Below are 18,195 nucleotides of genomic sequence, written 5' to 3' on the forward strand. Positions count from 1 at the left end.
CCGCCGTGCCGCCCACCGCCGTCACCCCGGCCGCGCCGGCCCCATCCGGCGCGATGGCCATGACCATCCCGACCCCGCAGCCGGCCGCGCCGTCGACCGGCGGCGGCCTGCTGCAAACCTCGCTGGCGCTGATCTTTGTCATCGGCCTGATGCTGGGACTGGCCTGGCTGACCAAGCGCTTCGGGCCGCGCAACTTCGGCGGCGGCAACAGCAACATCAAGCTGGTCGGCACGCTCAGCGTCGGCACGCGCGAGCGCATCCTGGTGGTGGAAGTGGGAGAACAATGGATAGTGGTGGGCGCCTCGCCCGGCCGCATGAACGCGCTGGCCACCATGCCGCGCCAGGAAAGCAGCGAACCGTTGCCGACGGCAGCCCTGCCGAGCGCCAATTTCGCCGAATGGTTCAAACAAACGATCGACAAACGCAATGGCAAATAAGCTGTCCGGTTACATCCCGCCGCTGCTCGCGCTGACGCTGCTGGCGCTGCCGCTGGTGGCCGGCGCTGAATCCAACATCGGCATCCCGGCCCTGAACGCCACGCCGGCGCCGGGCGGCGGCACCAATTACACGCTGCCGATCCAGACCATGCTGCTGATGACGGCGCTGACCTTCATCCCGGCCGCGCTGTTGCTGATGACCAGCTTCACCCGCATCATCATCGTGCTGTCGCTGCTGCGCCAGGCGCTGGGCACCCAATCGGCGCCGCCCAACCAGGTCATGGTCGGCTTGGCATTGTTCCTGACGCTGTTCGTCATGGGCCCGACGTTCGACAAGATCTACAACGAAGCGTACCTGCCGCTGCAGGAAAACAAGCTCAACATGAGCCAGGCGCTGGACAAGGGCGCGGCGCCATTAAAAACCTTCATGCTCAAGCAAACCCGCGAGGCCGACCTGGCGCTGTTCGTCAAATTGTCGCGCAGCCCGGCGTTGCAGGGGCCGGAAGACGTGCCGCTGCGCATCCTGGTGCCGGCGTTCGTCACCAGCGAGCTGAAAACCGCGTTCCAGATCGGCTTCGCCATCTTCATTCCATTTCTGATTATCGACATGGTGGTCGCCTCTGTCTTAATGTCGATGGGCATGATGATGATGTCGCCGGCGGTGATCTCGCTGCCGTTCAAGCTGATGCTGTTTGTGCTGGTGGACGGCTGGCAGTTGCTGCTCGGCTCGCTGGCCCAGAGTTTCTACTAGGAGGCCGCGATGACACCCGAAAGCGTCATGACCATGGGCAAGCACGCCATGGAGATCACCCTGATGGTGGCCGCGCCGCTGCTGCTGGTGGCGCTGGTCATCGGCCTGGTGGTCAGCATCTTCCAGGCCGCCACCCAGATCAACGAACAGACGCTGTCCTTCATTCCCAAGCTGGTCGGGGTGTTTGTGGCGCTGGTGGTGGCCGGCCCGTGGATGCTGTCCATCATGCTCGACTACATGCGCGAAGTGTTCGGCGGCATCCCGCTGCTGGTGGGCTAGTCACTTTGTCAATATGTAACAGTTTCCGATTTGGTAAGCACTTGCTCTACAATACAAAAGATGCCGGACGGAAATGTAACAGGCCCTTATGCTGACCGTCTCTTCTGCCGATATCAATATGTGGATCGCGGGCCTGCTGTGGCCGCTGTGCCGCATCATGGCGCTGATTGCCGCCTCGCCGCTGCTGGGCAATAGCGCCGTGCCGGCCAGCGTCAAGCTGAGCCTGGGGGTGATGATCGCAGCCATCGTCGCGCCGGCGGTGCCGGCCTGGCCAGCCACCGACCCGATGTCCTGGGCCGGCCTGCTAATTGTGATGCAGGAAATGCTGATCGGGCTGGCCATGGGGTTCAGCATCCGGATTATTTTCGCGGCGGTGGAAATGGCGGGGGAAATTTCCAGTTTGACCATGGGCTTGGGCTTCGCCAGCTTTTTCGATCCGACCACCCAGGGCCGGTCGTCGGCGATCAGCCAGTTCCTGTCGCTGGTGGCGACCATGGGCTTTTTGGCGGTCAACGGCCACCTGGTGCTGCTGTCGGCGCTGGTGGAGAGTTTTTCCACGCTGCCGGTGTCGGCCCTTCCAGTCTACGGTGGCGGCTTCAAGCAGCTGGCCGACTGGGGCGGCATGATTTTCAGCGTCGGCGTGCAACTGTCGTTGCCGATCGTCGCCGCTTTACTGATTACCAACGTGGCGCTCGGCATTCTGACCCGCGCGGCGCCGCAGCTGAATTTGTTTGGCATTGGTTTCCCGATCACATTGGGCGTCGGCCTGCTGGTCATCGCCATGACGCTGCCGTACCTGGGAATGCCGATCCAGAACCTGTTTTTGGACGGGATCGAGCGCGCGCGGCTGATGCCGCGCACCTGGTCGCAGCGACCGCAAGTAGTCAAACCGGCAACCGTTCCGGTTCGGCCAGCGGTGCTGCAACCGATGGCGGAATAGCCTCATCCCGTCGCTTTTTGGTTTCCTTAAGGAAATTTAACGCGTATCATGGCAGCACCCTAGGGAGATCCTGTAATGACTTCGATTATCGCCAACCTGAATTCTGACCAAATCGCCGCCATCTCGACCGAGCAGATTGCAGCGCTGGCCAGCGAAGACATGCAGGCCCTGACTTCTGACCAGCTGAGCTGGTTCAGCACCGACCAGGTACGGGCGCTGACCACCCGCGCCGTGACCCAGCTGACCGCCACCACGCTGGGCGGCCTGACCACCGATGGCATCCAGGCGCTGCGCACCACCCAGCTGGCCGCCATCCCGACCGCGATCCTGTCCGGCCTGACCGCCGACCAGCTGGTGGCGCTGACCACCCAGGACATGCCGGCCCTGACCACCAGCCAGGTGGCCGCGCTGTCGGCCAGCCAGTTCGCCGCGCTGGAAACCGACGACCTGCGCGCGCTGCGCACCCAGCAGGTCGCCGCCATCAATTCCAACCAGTTGCCGGCGCTCAGCACCGACCAGTTCACCGCGCTGAGCACGCTGCAGTTGCGCGCGCTCGGCACCAGCGCCATCACCAGCCTGACGGCCGACCAGCTGCAGTCGCTCAGCTCGCAAGCGCTGCAGGCCTTGCGCACCGACCAGCTCAACACCCTCAGCGCCGACCAGTTGAACACCCTCGGCACCGACCAGATCGTCAGCCTGAGCACCGTGCAGATCAGCGCCCTGAGCACTACCCTGGTGGCGGCGCTCAGCGGTGACCAGGTAGCCGCGCTGGAAACCCGCGACCTGATCTGGTTGTCCAGCCAGCAAGTCCGCGCACTCAGCGGCGATCAGCTCGCCTTCCTCCTCACCGACCAACTGCATGCGCTGCGCACCAACGAAATCGCCGCCCTGCTGGCCGACCAGATCAGCGCGCTGAACACCGACCAGTTGAACGCGCTGACCACGCTCTCGCCGCTGAACTCGGCGCAAATCGGCGGCCTGACGGCGGACCAGATCGCCGGCCTGACCACCAGGACCATCACCGCCCTCAGCAGCGCCCAGCTGGCCGCGTTCAACGGCGACCAGATCGCCAGCCTCACCACCGACCAGATCGTCGCCCTGAGCAGCCTGCAGGTGTCGACCCTGACCACCGGCATGCTCAGCCAGCTGAGCACCGACCAGCTGATGGCGCTGGAAACCCGCGACGTGCCGGCGCTAACCAGCGCCCAGCTGCGCGCCCTCACCGCCGAGCAGCTGGTGGCGCTCACCACCGGTCAGTTGGCGGCCTTGTCCAGCACCATGCTGCCGTCGTTGAGCCCGGACCAGATCAGCGTCCTCAACACCGACCAGATCGCCGCGCTGAAAAACCTGCTGCTGCTGACCAGCGCGCAGTTCGCCGCATTGACCACCGAGCAGCTGGCCGGGCTGGAAACGCGCGACTTCGTGGCGCTGACCAGCGCCCAGCTGAGCGCGTTGACCCCGGACCAGATCGCCGCACTGACGACCGACCAGGTGGTGCTGCTGACCTCGGCCCAGGTCGGCGCCCTGACCAGCGCCGTGGTCGGCCAGCTCAGCACCGCCCAGATCGCCGCGCTTGAAACGCGCGACATTCGCGCCCTGACCACCGCCCAGATCGGCGCCCTGAATGCCGACCAGTTGTTGGCGCTGACCACCGACCAGATCTCTGCGCTGACCACCGACGACGCCAAGGCCTTGCGCCCCGACCAGCTGGCCGTGATGACCACCGCCCAGATCGTGGCGATCAAGAGCCTGCTGCCGCTGACCACTGCCCAAATCGCCGCCCTGACCACCGACCAGGTGGCGGCGCTGGAAACCAAGACCATCGCCACGCTGACCAGCGCCCAGCTGGCCGCGCTCGGCCTGGAGCAGGTGCAGGCGCTGACCTCGGACCAGCTGGTGGCGCTGAGTACCGCGCAGATGGGCACGCTTGGCACCACGCTGCTGAGCGAACTGACGCCGGTTCAGTTGCAGGTGCTGGAAACCCGCGACATCGCCGCGCTTGGCTCGGCGCAGATCGGCGCGCTGGCGGTCGAGCAGCTGACCGCGCTCACCACCGACCAGTTCGCCGCGCTGAGCAGCGCCGCCGAACGCGGCCTGACGGCCGACCAGATCGCCGCACTGACCACCGAACAGATCGCCGCGCTGCAGTCGCTCGCTCCGTTCAGCACGCTGCAAATCCAGGCGCTGACCACGCTCCAGCTGGTGGGCCTGGAAAGCCGCGACCTGGTGGCGCTGACCAGCACCCAGCTGGCCGCGCTGACCGTTGACCAGATCCATGCGCTGAGCCCCACCCAGATCGTCGACCTGAGCGCCACCCAGTACGCCGGCATGGGCACCGACATGCTCAACACGCTGACCACCGATCAGCTGATCCTGATTGAAACGCGCGACATCGCCGCGCTGCGCACCGCGCAAGTGGCGGCGCTGGCGACCGGCCAGCTGTCGTCGCTGACCACCGACCAGTTCAACGCACTCAGCAGCGCCGCCGTCGGTGCCCTCAGCACCCAGCAGATCCAGGTGCTGACCAGCGAGCAGCTCAACGCCATGAGCACGCTGGCGGGCATCACCAGCCGCCAGCTGGCGGCCTTCACCACCGACCAGATCAGCACGCTGTCGACGCGCAACCTGGCCACGCTGGGCAGCAGCCAGCTGGGCGTGCTGACCTCCGACCAGGTGCAGGCGCTGACGCTGGCGCAGATCGTCGCCCTCAGCGGCGACCAGTTCCGAGGGCTCAGCGCGGCGGGCATCGCCGCCCTGACCTCCGACCAGATCCAGGCAATCGAAACGCGCGACATCGCTGTGCTGGCGACGCAGCAGATCACCAAGCTCACCAGTGACCAGATCGCGGTGCTGCTGACCGAACAGCTGGCCGCGCTCACCACGGCCGAGACCGCAGCGCTGACCACCGACCAGATCGTCGCGCTGACCGACGCCCAGCTCGACGCGCTGCGCAACCTCAGCGTGCTGACCACGGCGCAAATCCGCGCCTTGAGCAGCGACCAGCTCGGCGCCCTGAACACCGACGACCTGGTGACGCTGACCAGCCGCCAGCTGGCCGCCCTCAGCAGCGGCCAGCTGCAGGCGCTGACCACCGACCAGATCGTCGCGCTCAGCACCGCGCAGGTCGCCGCGCTGAGCACCGCCGCGATTGCCGCGCTCAGCCTCGACGCCATCGCCGCCATCGAGACGCGCGACATCCGCGCCATGCGCACCGCCCAGATCGCCCGTCTCAGCACCGACCAGGTAATGGCGCTGACCACCGACCAGTTGGCGGCGTTTACCACCGCCGCAGTGCGGGCGCTGACGCCGACCCAGATCAGCGTGCTGACCAGTGAGCAACTGACCGCGCTGCAACTGCTGCCGCTGGTCACCAAGCAAATCGTCGCGCTGACCAGCGACCAGATCGCGCAGATGAGCAGCAGCGACTTCGCCCGGCTGCAGACCGCGCAGCTGGCCGCGCTGTCGGCACTCCAGGCCAGCGCCATTACCAGCGCCCAGATGGTGGCGCTGGGCACCGACCAGTTGCGCGCGCTCAGCACCGCCACGCTGGCGGCGCTGGCGGCAGACCGCATCGCCGCCCTCAGCAACGGCGACCTGGCAGCGCTGACCACGCGCCAGATCGCGGTGTTGTCCAGCGACCAGCTGGCTGCGCTGAGCACTGCCCAGCTGCGCGCACTGACCACCCAGGAAATCGCCGCGCTGACCGCGCTCCAGCTGGGCACGCTGGTCGACAGCCAGCTCGACGCGCTGCAAACCCTCGCGGCGCTGACCACCCGCCAGTTGCAGGCGCTGACCACCGACCAGGTGGCGCACCTGAACCTGACGGACCTGCGTTCGCTGAGCACGCGCCAGGTGGCGTCGCTCAGCAACGACCAGGTTGCCGCACTCGGCACCGCCCAGCTGGCCGGCCTGCTCAATGAACAACTGCGCGCGCTCAGCACGCGCGCGATCCAGGCGCTCGGCACCGAGCAGCTGGCGTCGCTCAGCGGCGCCGCGCTGTCCAATCTCAGTACGCGCCAGATCGCCGCGCTGACCACCGACCAGGTGGTGGCGCTGACCACCCGGCAAATCACCGCGCTGACCACGGCCGAAGTGGCGGCGCTGACACCGGCGCAAAAAGCCGTGCTGAGCAGCGACCAGATCGCCGCCCTGCCGTCGCTGGCCAGTTTCTCGACCCTGGCCATCGCTGCCCTGACCACCGACCAGATCATCGCGCTGCCATTGGCGACGCTGGCCAGCCTGACCACGCGCCAGATCGCCGCGCTGACCACCGAGCAGACCAGCGTGCTGACCAGCGACCAGATCGTCGCGCTCAGCACCGCCCAGGTGCGTGCACTGAGTACACAGCAGTTGGCCGCGCTCAGCACCGACCAGGTCCAGGCGATCGAGGTGGCCGACCTGCAGGCGCTGTCGACCCGGCAGGTCGGCGGCCTCAGCACCGACCAGGTCAGCAGCCTGACGCTGGCCCAGGTCGCCGCCCTCAGCACGCAAGTGATCAGCGCCCTGACTACCGCCCAGGTGCACGCGCTGAGCACCCGTCAGATGGCGGCGCTGAGCACGCTGGCACCGCTGACCAGCAAGCAGATAGGCGCGTTGACGACCGAACAGATCGCCAGCCTGGCGAGCATCGCCACGCTCAAGACCAGCCAGATCGCCGGCCTCACCAGCGCCCAGATCGGCGCGCTGACCAACAGCCAGATCGCCGCCCTGAGCACTGCCCAAGTGCGCAGCCTGAGCGCCAGCGCGCTGGGCGCGCTGACCACCAGCCAGGTGGCGGCGATTGAAGCGGTCGACATCGGCGCGCTCAGCAGCAGTCAGATCACCGCCCTCAACAGCGACCAGTTGGCGGCGTTGTCGTCGACCCAGTTCGCGGCGCTGCGCACCGCCATCCTGGCCAGCCTGAGCACCCGCCAGATCGCCGCCCTGTCCAACACCCAGATCGACAGCCTGGGATCGTTGGCGCCGCTGACCACCAATCAGGTACGCGCGCTGACCACCGACCAGATCGTCAGCCTGCTGCTGCCGCAGATCGGCACGCTGACCACGCGCCAGCTGCGCGCGCTCACCAGCGACCAGCTGCAAACGCTGAGCGAAGACCAGCTGGTGGCCTTGAGCAGTGCGCAAGTGCGCGGCCTGGGCGCCGCGCTGGCGCTGCTGACGCCGGACCAGATCGCCGAACTGGCGCTGGACGACATCGCCGCGCTGTCGAGCGCACAGATCGTTGCGCTGAACACCGACCAGGTGGCGGCCTTGACCGTGGCCCAGCTGGCGGCCTTCACCTCGCAGGAAATCGCCGCGCTCACGCCGGCCCAGCTGGGCGCACTGAGCGACGCCCAGTTCGCCGCGCTCGGCAGCCTGAGCGGGCTTGGCACCAAGCAGATCGCCGCCATGACATCGGACCAGATCATCGCCCTCACCCCGGAACAGATCGCCAACCTGAAAACCAGCCAGATCGCCGCGCTCAGCAGCACCCAGATCCAGTACCTGAGCGTCGCGCAGATCCCGGCGCTGACCACGGCCCAGATCCGCTCCCTGGCGAACGCCGCCATCGCGGCGCTGACGCCGGACCAGCTGGCAGCGCTGGAAGACGCCGACCTGCGCGCCTTCAGCACGCGCCAGATCGCCGCCCTCGGCAGCGACCAGCTGGCGGCGCTGACGCTGGCCCAGTACAGCGTGCTGACCACCCAGGAAATCACCGGCCTGACTACCCGCCAGATCAGTTGGTTGGACAATACCCAACTGGCCGCGCTGGCCAGCCTGAGCGCGCTCACCAGCAATCAGGTGCGCGCCCTCGGCAGCGACCAGATCAATGGCTTGTCGGTCGACCAGCTGAGCTCCTTCAAGACCAGCCAGCTGGCGGCGCTGACCGCCGCCCAGGCCGATGGCTTGAGCAATGCGCAACTGATCGCCCTCAGCACCGGCCAGGTGCGCTCGCTGTCGAGCGCGCTAATCGCCCACCTGAGCGAGACCCAGCTGACCGCCATCGAGACCGAAGACTTCAGAGCCCTCAGCAGCACCCAGCTGCGCGCGCTGACGACTGACCAGATGGGCTTCCTGCTAACCGAGCAATTGCACGCCCTGAGCAGCGCCAGCATCAACGCCTTCACCCAGGCCCAGATCGGCGCCCTCAGCGCCGCCCAACTGGCGGCGCTGGGCAACCTGGCCGATTACACTACCACTCAGATCGCCGGCCTGTCGACCGACCGCATCCAGGCGCTGACGGCCGACGACCTCGCCCTGCTCAGCACGCGCCAGATAGGCGCCCTGACGTCGATCCAGACCGGCGTGCTGGACGCCACCCAGCTGGCCGCCCTGAGCGGCGCCCAACTGGGCGCGCTCAGCATCAAGGGCCTGGCCGGCCTGGCGGTCGACAAATTGCCGTCGATCGACGCCGAAGACTTTGCCTTCTTCAAGTCGGCCCAGGTGGCCGCGCTCAGCACCGCGCAGCTGGCGGCGCTGACCAGCGACCAGTTCGCCGCGCTGAGCACGCAAAGCATGGCGGGCCTGAAGGCCGCCGTGCTGGCAGCGCTGAGCGCCGAACAGCTCAACGCGCTGCACATCGTCGGTCTTAGCACGGTGCAGGTGCGCGCCCTGACCAGCGAGCAGATCGCCGGCTTGTCGACCGACCAGATCGCCGCGCTGAAGACCAGCCAGATCGCCGCCCTCAGCAACGCCCAGGCCGCCGCGCTGACCACCGAGCAGATCGTCGCGCTGGAAACCGGCGACCTGCTGGCGATGAATACCCGCGCGCTGCAGGCGCTGACCGTGGACCAGATCGCCGCCATCGAAGGCCAGGACCTGGCGGCGCTGAAATCGGCGCAGATCGCCGCCCTGACCTCGGACCAGTTCGGCGCACTGACCAACGACCAGATCAGCTTCCTCAGCACCACCGCCATCGCCGGCCTGACCGTGAACCAGGTGCACAGCCTGAGCACCGGCCAGGTGGCCGGCCTTACGGGCGGCCAACTGCGCGCCCTCAGCACCAAGGCCATTGCCGCGCTGGACGCCAGCCAGTTCGGCGCCATCGAGGCGGCCGACATGGCCGCGCTGAGCACCGCGCAAATCGTCGCGCTGGGCACGGCCGACATCCAGATCATCAGCAACGACCAGCTGCAAGGTCTGACTTCGGCGCAGGTGCGCGCGCTCAGCACCGCCCAGGTCGCCGCGCTGAGCTCCGCGCAGCTGGCCTTGCTGCCGATCGGCTGGCTGAGCACCCGCCAATTGCCGGCGCTGAGCACCGACAACCTGAGCGCGCTGGACGATAGCCAGCTGTCCAACCTCAGCACCATCCAGATCGCCTCGCTGTCGAGCCAGCAGATTGCCACCCTGACCAACCACCAGATCCAGGCGCTGTCGGTGGCGCAATGGCGTGCCATGAGCACCGCCGCCATCCGTGCCCTCAGCAGCGATCAGCTCGCCGCGATGGAGCAGGAAGACCTGGCCGGCCTCAAAACCAACCAGTTCGCCGCGCTCAGCACCTTGCAGATCAGCCTGCTGAGCCTGGACCAGATGAGCCAGCTCAGCACGGCCGAAATCGCCGCCATGACGGCCGCGCAGATTAAGACCCTGAGCACCGACCAGCTGGCCGCGCTGAACTCGCTCACGCCGCTGACCACCCTGCAATTCAGCGGTCTCACCAGCGAACAGTTGCAGTCGCTGGACCCCACCCATATCGCCACCCTGAAAACCAGCCAGGTCGCCGCGCTGACCAAGACCCAGCTGCAAACCCTGGGCACCGAGCAGATCATTGCGCTGAGCACCGCGCAGACACGGGCGCTGGCGCTGGCCGCGCTGGCCGGCCTGAGCACCGACCAGATCAGCGCGATGGAGGCGGAAGACGTGGCCGCACTTAGCAGCGCCCAGCTGGCCATGCTCAACACCACGCAAGTGGCGACGCTGAACGTCGACCAGTTGGCCAGCCTGAAATCGTCGCAACTGCCGGGCCTGACCGCCGCCGACCTCAAGGCGCTCAGCACCGACCAGCTGAACGCGCTGGTCACGCTGGGCACGCTGAACGACAGCCAGGTCGCAGGGCTGACCACCGATCAGCTGGGGGCGTTGGACGACGACAGCTTCCTGTCGCTGCGCTCGGCGCAGATGGCGGCGCTGAAAGCGGCCCAAGTGGCGGCACTGTCGACCGACCAGTTGGCCAACCTGACCACCCAGCAAGCCAGCGGCCTGACGCTGACTTACCTGACCACCGACCAATTCCCGCTGCTGAGCCTGACGGCCATCAGCGGCCTGACCTCGACCCAGATCGGCACCCTGAAAACCACGCAGCTGAGCGTGCTGACGGCGACTCAGCTCAGTGCGCTTTCGACGCGCGCGCTGTCGGCGCTGTCGGTCAACCAGATCAAGGGCCTGACCACCGACCAGCTGAGCGGCATGACCACGCTGGCCGGCTTTACCACGCTGCAAATCCCGGGCCTGACCTCGGACCAGGTGGCGGCGCTGTCCGACAGCCTGTTCGACACGCTGACCACGCGCCAGCTGTCGGCCCTGGCCACCATGCAGGTAGCCGGCATGACCACCACCCAGATCGCCACCCTCAGCACGGCCGACCTCGGCGCGCTGTCGGTGGTGGCGCTGAACGCCTTCAATTCCGACCAGATCACCGCGCTGGACGCGACCGACATGGCGGCGCTGAAAACCGCGCAACTGGTGGGCCTGAAAGCGGCCACGGTGCAGCTGTTCAGCGCCGACCAGTTCAAGGCGCTGACCACCGGCCAGCTGAAATCGCTGATCTCGACCCAGCTGAAAGCCATCACCACCGACCAGTTGGCCGCGCTCAGCATGACCCAGGCCACCGCGCTGCTGGCCAATCCGGCCAAGGCCTCGCTTTCGACCGACCAGTTGGCCGCACTGACCGCCAGCCCGCTGGTGCTCGATCTGGACGGCCTGGGCATCAACACGCTGAACATCAGCGCCGGCGTCACCTTCGACATTCGCGCCGACGGCACCAAGGTCAACACCGGCTGGGTGGGTTCCGGCGACGGCCTGCTGGCCCTGGACCGCAACGGCGACGGCATCATCAACGACGGCAGCGAACTGTTCGGCACCGCAACCACCAGCAGCAGCGGTGGCAAGACCAGCAATGGCTTTGCGGCGCTGGCCGACATCGACAGCAACCACGATGGCGTAATCGACAGCAAGGATGCACAGTTCGGTAGCCTGCGCGTGTGGGTCGACGCCAATGCGGACGGCGTCAGCCAGGCCGACGAACTGAAAACGCTGGCAGCGCTGAACATCGCCAGCCTGACGGTGGCGGCGCAAGGCGTGAAGAACTTCGACCACGGCAACTGGATCGGCATGGAATCGAACTACACCAGCACCGATGGCAGCACGTATGCGCTGGCCGACGTCTGGTTCCAGGCAGGACGCGCCAGCGATGTCAGTGCGCTGAGTTCGGCCATCGGGGGTTACCAGAACAGTACGGCGGCCAGCAGCACGCCGGCCACGACCAAACTGGACACCACGCCGTCTAGCGGCCTCAGCAACAGCGTGGCCGCGCTGGCCAGCGAGCTGCATCACTACCAGGCAACCACCGCGCTCAGCGGCGTGACCACCGCCACCCGCGACGACGACTGGCTGCGCAAGCAGCCCAGCGCCAGCCACGGCATCCTGGCGGCGAAGTAACAGCACCCGCCCTGCTCCGGCGGGGCGCAGCAACAAAAACGGCCAGCTTGCAAGCTGGCCGTTTTTTTATGGCAGAAAAAACTTCGTGGTTAAAATTAGCTGATGTAATTAAACAGCGACAGGCCCGACATCGTGGTGAACGATTTCTGCGCCGCCGTCAGCGTGGTCTGTTGCTGGGTGAACAGCGAAATCGCCGCCGTGTAATCCAGATCCTGCAAGGTCGACAGCGTGCTGGCGTACTGCAGGCCGGCGTCATCGCCCGAACTATCCAGATAGTCCAGTTCCTTGAGCCGCGCCCCGACCGCCGAGTTGACCGCCGACACGTTGGCGGCGGCGTTGTCGATATTCACCTGCAACTGGTTCAGCATATTGTTCAGGCTGGCCTGGTTGGCCGGGCCGGAGCCCGGCTGGCGCAGCTGGTCGATGAAACCCTGCACCGTGGTAAACACCGACTGCTTGGTCGACGGCTCGACCGTGAAGCTGTCGCCATCGGCCGGATCGCCCTTGACGTCGAACTGCACGCCGTCAAACGAGATGTTCTGGCCGCTGACATAGGCCTGCGGCACGGCCGGCACCGGCGTCGGCGGCACCGGCACCGGATTGGCCGGATCGGTCATGTCGGTCACGGTGTAGGTGGTGGCCTTGGGCACGCCCGGCGTGGCCGGCACCACCTGGAAACTGATCTGGTAATTGTGGCCCGGCAGCACCTGGGTGGCATCCTTGACCGAGCCGGCGCTGATGATGCCGCTGCCGCCGCGGCCGACATTGCCCGGGTCCGGCTTGGTGACAAAGGTGCCGTTGCCGGTCTGGTTGGCCTCGAACACGGCGGAACCGGAATCGGTAATCGGTACGGTGCGGGTGGTGCCCACTTGCAGCGAACGCTGGCCCTGGTCGCCCTGGTAGTCGGCGCCGGTGGCGGTTTTGGTGAACGGCAAGGTGGTCGACTTGTAGCCGGAGAACACATAGCCGCCGACGCCGTCGGCGGTGTTGGCGATGCCCATCAGGTCGGCCAGCTTGCCTTCCAGTTCGATCGCCACCGACTCGCGGTCGGCGTCGGTGTAGGTGCCGTTGCCCGATTTGACCGCCAGATCCTTGATGTCCTGCAGCAGCGAAGTGGTGCTGGACAGCGCGGTGGTCTCGATGCCCAGCACGCCCTTGGCGTTGGAGCGGTTGGTGGCCAGCTGGGTGTTGAGCGACTGCGACTGCGTCACTTCCAGCGCGCGCGAACTGGCGATCGGATCGTCGGCCGCGGTCAGGTTCTTGCGGCCGGTCGATAGCTGCTGCTGCGTGCGCGCCATGGCCGAACTCAGCGACGTGATCTGCATCGAGCCGGTGTCGAAAATTGTTCTGGTGCTGATGCGCATAACCATAGAGCTCCCCTATTCCTTAATTGCCGATGCTGAGCAAAGTATCAAATAACTGGCTGGCCACCTGCATCACCTTGCCGCTGGCCTGGTAGGCCTGCTGGTAACGCAGCAGATTGGCCGCTTCTTCGTCCAGATTGACGCCCGACACGCTTTGCTGCGCGGCGGTGGCCTGCTTGACCGACGCATCAGCGGAGGTGCTGCTGATCTGCGCCTCGCGCGCCTTGGTGCCGACGAAGTTGACCATCTGCGCGTAGCTGGTCTGGAAGGTGGCGGTGCCGTTGTTCATCACGTTCTTGGTCTGCAGGCCGGCCAGCAGCGCGCCGTTGCGGCTGTCGCCGACGCCGCTGGTGTTGGGGCCGACCGTGAAGGTGTCCTTGTCGACCGGGGTGCCGCTGATGGCGAAATTCACGCCGCCGAAGCTGATGCTGGCGCCGTCCGTGTACAGCACCGGCGTGCCGGCCGGGTACACGGTCGGCGTGCCGTTGACGGTGACCGTCACATCCTGGCCGGCCGGGAAACCGGACAGCGTGCCGCTGGCCTTGTCGAAGGTCAGCGTGGACGGCGCGGTCAGCGCGTTGCCGGCGGTCAGATAGTTTTTGTCAACGCTGCCGGCGGTGATCTTGGCGTTGCCGGCGTTGGCGGTCGCGGCCGAAGTGGCGATCGGCGCCGCCAGCGCGATCTTGGTGGTGTCGGTGATCGCCACCGACAGGCTGGTGGCGGCGTTGTAGGTCGGCCGTACCAGGAAGTTGTCTTTGGCCTGCGGCGTGCCGCTGAAGGTGTAGGTGACGCCGTCGATTTCCTGCGGCGAGCCGGTCACCGCCGTGACCTTGCCGTCGCTCTTGCGGGTGACGTTGTAATTGGTGCCGTCGTAATCGACGCTGTAATCGCTGGCGGTCAGTGCCGACCCATCGGTCACCACCGCCGTGACTTCGGCCGTGCTGGCCGGCGAGTTGCGCGTACTGGTGCCGACATAGGCCTGGATCGGGTTGAAGAAATTGGTGCCCAGGTCGCCGTTCTGGTCCTGCCCCAGCACGTGCTGGGCATTGAAGGCGGTGGCCAGGCTGGCGGCCACCTGCCCCAGCGCGTTTTGCGCCTTGTCCAGCGCACCGTTGCGGAACTCCATCAGGCCGCCCATCTGGCCGCCGGTGAAGACGCTGTCCGGCAACGCACTGAAGTTGCCGTTGGACGACTGGTAGCCGATCGTCACGCGGCTGACGTCGGTCGGCGAACTGGCGGTGGCCAGCTGGAACGGCTGGTTGCCCACCACCAGCGGCTGGCCGGTGCCGAACTGCACGTTGAGCATATTGTTGTCGCCCGGCGTGACGTTGATTTTGACCAGCTTGTTCAGCTCGGTCAGCATCTGGTCGCGCTTGTCCAGCAGGTCGTTCGGCGCGGCCTGGTCGGTGGTCAGCCCGGCGATGGTGTTGTTGATCGCGGCGATCTGCGTAGCGTAGGAATTGATTTCGTTGACGCTGGAGGTGATCGTCGAATTGACGCCGGCGCTGATTTCGGTCAGCTTGGCGCTCATGTCCTGGAAGCGCGACGCCAGCGACTGCGCGTTCGACAGCAGCGACTGGCGCGCCGCGGCCGAAGCCGGATTGGCGGTGGCGTCCTGCACGCCGCTGAAGAAGTCCTGCAGCGCCGGCGACAGGCCGGCGGTCGGATCGGCCAGCAGGTTGTCGATCTGGCTGATCTGGCCGCTATACGCGTCCAGCGACGCCTGGTTGGCCTCGGCGCTGCGCAGCGAGGTGGCCAGGAAATTATCGTAATAGCGACGCACAGCCTGGATCTCGGTACCGGTGCCCACGTAGCCGAAGCCCTGGTACTGGGTACCGGTATCGCCCTGGATGGCCACCTGGCGGTTGTAGCCGGCCGTATTGGCGTTGGTGATGTTGTTGCCGGTCGTCGATAAGCCAACCTGGGCAGCCAACAAACCGCTTTTACCGATGCTGAGAAGACTGGACATGATATGTTTAACTCTATGTTATGCGTGTTAACGGCAAACCGCCGAAAAACTTGATTACCCCGCCAGCGAGCGCTTGATGATGCTGGTCAGCTTGGAGGCGTAATTCGGATCGGTGGCGTAGCCGGCCTTCTGCAAGCCCTGGGCAAAGCTGCTGGCGTCGCCTGCGCTGGCCAGCACTTTTTCATAGCGGGGGTTACTCACAAGCAATTTCCCGTAATCCTTGAAACTGTCGGCATAGCTGTCGTAGGCGCGGAAACGCTCGACCTTGGTCTGCGCCTTGCCATTAACGTATTCGGTGGTGGTGGCCTCGACCACCTTGCCTTTCCAGTCGGCGCTGGCCTTGATGCCGAACAGGTTGTGGCTGTTGGTGCCGTCGCGGCCCTTGATCTCGCGCTTGCCCCAGCCGGACTCCAGCGCCGCCTGGCCCAGCATGAACTTGGCCGGGATGCCGGTGGCCTTGCTGGCCTCTTCCGCGTGCGCCGCCAGTTTTTCCTGGAAGCTGCGCACGTGCGGCGCCTGCGACCCTTTATTGGTGCTGGTGGCGTCGGTGCTGGTGGCGGCGGTCGTGGTCGCTGCGGCATTGCCGCCGGCGGCGGCGATCGCGCGTTGCAGCTTGGCGTCCATCAGGCTGGCCACGCCGGCAAAGCTGCCGGCATTGGCGCCATTGCCGCTGTCGGCGGCCTCGCCGCTGAGCGCCAGCGCTTGCGCGTCGGTCTGCTTGTTGAGCTGGCGCACCAGCATGTCGGCCAGGCCGATGCCCTTTTTGGCGATGCTCTGGCTGGTCTGCTGGTCCTGCATGGTCTGGAACATCTTGGTCTGCGCACTGTCCGTCAGCCCGTCCTGCGGAGTCGCCTCGCGCATGCTCTTCATCATCATGTTGACGAACATGGCTTCAAACTGGGTGGCGGCGGTCTTCAGCGCGGCCGGGCTGCCGGCGCGGGCCGACTGCTTGAGGCTGCCCATATCGCGCACATCCAGCGCAAACTTGCCACTCAGGTCGGTATTGGTCGAAGTTGGACTGGTCATGGTCGTACCTGCTTAAATGATTTCCAGTTCGGCGTGCAGCGAACCTGCCGCCTTCATCGCCTGTAAGATCGACAGCAGGTCCTGCGGCGTCGCGCCGATGGCGTTGAGCGCCTTGACCACATCGGCCAGCGAGGCGCCGCCCTTGACCAGCATCACCTTGCCGCCATCGGCCTTGATCGCCACTTGCGGATTCTGCGTGACCACCGTGCGGCCGCCCGACAACGGGTTCGGCTGGCTGACGGACGTGTCGGCATTGACCGATACTGACAGATTACCGTGGGAAATGGCGCACGTATCCAGCGTCACGGCGCGGTTCATCACCACCGAGCCGGTGCGGGCGTTCATGATCACCTTGGCCTGCTGCTCGGCCGGATTGACTTGCATGTCCTGCAGCGTGCCGATGAAGCTCACGCGCTGGTCGCTGCTGCTGGGCGCCTGCACCCGGATCACGCGGCTGTCCAGCGCGTAGGCGATGCCGGCGCCATATTTGTCGTTGATGGCCTCGACCACGCGGCTGGCGGTGGCGAAGTCGGCGCTGTTGAGTTCCAGCTTGATCATATTGCCTTCGCCCAGATTCGAGGCGACAGCGCGCTCGACCGTTGCACCGCCGGAAATCTTGCCCACGCTCAGGTGGTTGACGGTCAGCGAACTGCCGCCGCCACCGCCGCCGGCCTGCACGCCGACGCCGCCGACCAGCACATTGCCCTGCGCCATGCCGTAGACCTGGCCGTCGGCGCCTTTCAGCGGCGTCATCAGCAGCGTGCCGCCGCGCAAGCTCTTGGCGTTGCCCATCGACGACACTGTGATGTCCAGCTGTTGGCCCGGCTGCGCAAACGGCGGCAGCGTGGCCGTCACCATCACGGCGGCAACGTTTTTCAGCTGCAACTGGGTGCCGCCCTGCGGCAGGTTGACGCCCAGCTGCTGCAGCATGGAGACCACGCTTTGCACGGTGAACGGCGTCTGCGTGGTCTGGTCGCCCGAACCGTCGAGGCCGACCACCAGGCCATAGCCCAGCAATTGGTTGTTGCGCACGCCGGCGATGCTGGCCAGGTCCTTGATGCGCTCGGCCTGGGTCAGCGGCGCGGCCAGCGCCAGGCAGACCAGCAGAGCGGATTTGAGGGAAGTTTTCATGGTCATCAGAACGGCAGCAGACTTTGGAAGAAGCGCGACGCCATCGACGACAGCTCGGCGCGGTCGATGTGATTGGCGGTGCGGTACTCGACGCGCGCATCGGCCACGGCGGTCGACTGCACGCTGTTGCCGGTGGCGATGCTGTCCGGATTGATCATGCCGGAGAAGCGGATGTATTCGGTGCCCTTGTTCATGCCGATCTGCTTTTCGCCGGCGACGATCAGGTTGCCGTTGCCCAGCACTTCCACCACCGTGATGCCCATGGTGCCGGTGAAGGCGTTGCTGGCGGTCTGGTTGTCGCCATCGGTGTAGGTGTTGGTGGTGGCGGCCGTCAATGGATTGCCGAAGGTGCTGCTCAGCTTGCCAGGCAAGGTGGCGCTGACGCTGCCCGACTTGTTGCCGCTGGCGGTGCCGGCCTTGTTGGCCGAGGTGCGCTCGGTGATGACCAGCGTCAGCACATCGCCCACGTGGCGCGCACGGCGGTCTTCGAACACCGGACGGAACGCGGCCGGCTGGTAGATGGCGCCGTTGTTGGGCACCGCCTGCATCTGCTCGGTGGTCAGCGGACGCGCCGTCATCGGCGCGCTGACGATCGAGGTCGGCGTCGCAGCGCAGGCGCTCAACAGAACTGCGGTAACAAGGGGGATGGCGTGTTTCATGAT

At 66.2% G+C, this 18,195-nt stretch carries 10 protein-coding genes; 5 read left to right on the forward strand and 5 right to left on the reverse strand.

The features are described 5' to 3' along the window. From fliO to GTP55_RS20560, 5 genes are all read left to right on the forward strand, one after another. Window positions 1–437: flagellar biosynthetic protein FliO (fliO, locus tag GTP55_RS20540; protein ID WP_161046722.1), on the forward strand; the 437-nt coding region annotated here is incomplete at its 5' end. Next, complete coding sequence (gene fliP, locus GTP55_RS20545; RefSeq protein ID WP_110844730.1) at window positions 427–1,188, forward strand: flagellar type III secretion system pore protein FliP; 762 nt, start codon at window positions 427–429, stop codon at window positions 1,186–1,188. The genes fliO and fliP, both read left to right, overlap by 11 nt. Before the next feature lie 9 nt (window positions 1,189–1,197). Next, on the forward strand, window positions 1,198–1,467 hold the full coding sequence (gene fliQ / locus GTP55_RS20550) for a flagellar biosynthesis protein FliQ (RefSeq protein ID WP_110844731.1): 270 nt from the start codon (window positions 1,198–1,200) through the stop codon (window positions 1,465–1,467). A gap of 88 nt (window positions 1,468–1,555) precedes the next feature. Continuing rightward, window positions 1,556–2,407 (forward strand): flagellar biosynthetic protein FliR, encoded by an 852-nt coding sequence (gene fliR / locus GTP55_RS20555; protein ID WP_161046723.1) that lies wholly within the window; start codon window positions 1,556–1,558, stop codon window positions 2,405–2,407. A gap of 75 nt (window positions 2,408–2,482) precedes the next feature. After that, entirely contained in the window at window positions 2,483–12,043 is a 9,561-nt protein-coding gene (locus GTP55_RS20560) for an SPM autocatalytic domain-containing protein (RefSeq protein ID WP_229258084.1), read from the forward strand. Window positions 12,044–12,138: 95 nt separating this feature from the next. On the opposite strand, the gene flgL is transcribed toward GTP55_RS20560, so the two are convergent. The 5 genes from flgL to GTP55_RS20585 are packed head-to-tail and all read right to left on the reverse strand — an operon-like array spanning window position 12,139 to window position 18,192. After that, window positions 12,139–13,413 carry a flagellar hook-associated protein FlgL gene (flgL, locus tag GTP55_RS20565; protein WP_161046724.1) on the reverse strand — a complete coding sequence of 425 codons (1,275 nt, stop codon included), beginning with the start codon at window positions 13,411–13,413 and terminating at the stop codon, window positions 12,139–12,141. A 16-nt stretch (window positions 13,414–13,429) separates the two neighbouring features. After that, window positions 13,430–15,376, reverse strand: coding sequence for a flagellar hook-associated protein FlgK (flgK, locus tag GTP55_RS20570; protein ID WP_161046725.1), 1,947 nt, complete (start codon window positions 15,374–15,376; stop codon window positions 13,430–13,432). Between the two features lie 54 nt (window positions 15,377–15,430). Continuing rightward, the gene (gene flgJ, locus GTP55_RS20575) at window positions 15,431–16,402 is read right to left on the reverse strand and encodes a flagellar assembly peptidoglycan hydrolase FlgJ (RefSeq protein ID WP_161046726.1); all 972 of its coding nucleotides are present in this window, start codon (window positions 16,400–16,402) and stop codon (window positions 15,431–15,433) included. A 12-nt stretch (window positions 16,403–16,414) separates the two neighbouring features. Continuing rightward, window positions 16,415–17,539 carry a flagellar basal body P-ring protein FlgI gene (locus tag GTP55_RS20580; protein WP_371868388.1) on the reverse strand — a complete coding sequence of 375 codons (1,125 nt, stop codon included), beginning with the start codon at window positions 17,537–17,539 and terminating at the stop codon, window positions 16,415–16,417. Next, a complete protein-coding gene (locus tag GTP55_RS20585) occupies window positions 17,539–18,192 on the reverse strand; it encodes a flagellar basal body L-ring protein FlgH (protein WP_161046728.1) in 654 nt (217 codons plus the stop codon). The genes GTP55_RS20580 and GTP55_RS20585 overlap by 1 nt, the downstream gene beginning before the upstream one ends. Window positions 18,193–18,195: the final 3 nt, after the last annotated feature.

The organism is Duganella margarita, from assembly GCF_009857535.1.
GTDB lineage: Bacteria > Pseudomonadota > Gammaproteobacteria > Burkholderiales > Burkholderiaceae_D > Rugamonas > Rugamonas margarita.